Origin of the sequence: Stenotrophomonas daejeonensis, assembly GCF_001431505.1 — a bacterium.
GTDB lineage: Bacteria > Pseudomonadota > Gammaproteobacteria > Xanthomonadales > Xanthomonadaceae > Stenotrophomonas > Stenotrophomonas daejeonensis.
In genome coordinates this window covers 1-692 of the sequence record NZ_LDJP01000122.1, presented here as the reverse complement: position 1 = coordinate 692, position 692 = coordinate 1, and the positions used below count along the sequence as shown (strand labels likewise).

The following is a 692-nucleotide window of genomic DNA, read 5'->3' as shown; positions in this document are numbered from 1 at the left end:
GCTGGGAGCTGTCGGCCAGTGTGGACCGGCTGACCTTCTCCGACAGCATCGAGTTCTACGGCCTGGGCATCGGCCGCTACAGCGGCAACTGGTATGGCCGTTACAAGCTGCAGCATGTGCCCGGCGTCGGCTCGGGCAGCTGGAGCCACCGCCTGCAGCTGCGTCATTACTACCTGGGCAATGCCGATGATTTCTGGCAGCTGAGCCTGAGCAGCGGGCGCAGCACCGATGTCGACCGTTTTGGCACCACGGTGCGTGACAGCAATGCCGCCGTGGGCCTGTCCTGGACCCGTTACCCGCACCCGCAATGGGGGTTCCGCCTGGGGCTGGGCTATGCCGATGACGCCGATGGCCTGACCGAACAGCGCGCCTCCGCAGCGCTGTATCACCGCTGGTGAGCCGGTGGCTGCCTCGCTGATGGGCGGTAGCGAGCCGCGGCTGCGTTGGCGCTGGTTGCTGCGGGCGCTGCTGGTACTGCTGCTGGCGCAGTGGCTGCTGGTTCTGCTGGCCACCCTGGCTGGCCCGGCCATGGCAGGGCAGGCAGGGGCGCAGCGCTGGCCGGTATTGGGGCTGGCCATCTGGCAGGCCAGCATGGTGCTGCTGCGCGGCCTGCCGCTGCTGTTGTTGGCCTGGCCGCTGTTGCGGCTGCCATCGGCGATCCTGCGCTGGCTGACGCTGTCGTTGCTGTGGCT

At 68.5% G+C, this 692-nt stretch carries 2 protein-coding genes; both read left to right on the top strand.

Annotated elements, in window-relative coordinates; translation table 11 throughout:
- Window positions 1-398, top strand: a 398-nt coding sequence (locus ABB34_RS14680) for a YaiO family outer membrane beta-barrel protein (RefSeq protein WP_152979657.1), incomplete at its 5' end; no start/stop codon positions are given.
- Window positions 399-402: 4 nt separating this feature from the next.
- Window positions 403-692 (top strand): hypothetical protein (locus ABB34_RS14675; RefSeq protein WP_211258214.1); only part of this gene is annotated, 290 nt, incomplete at its 3' end.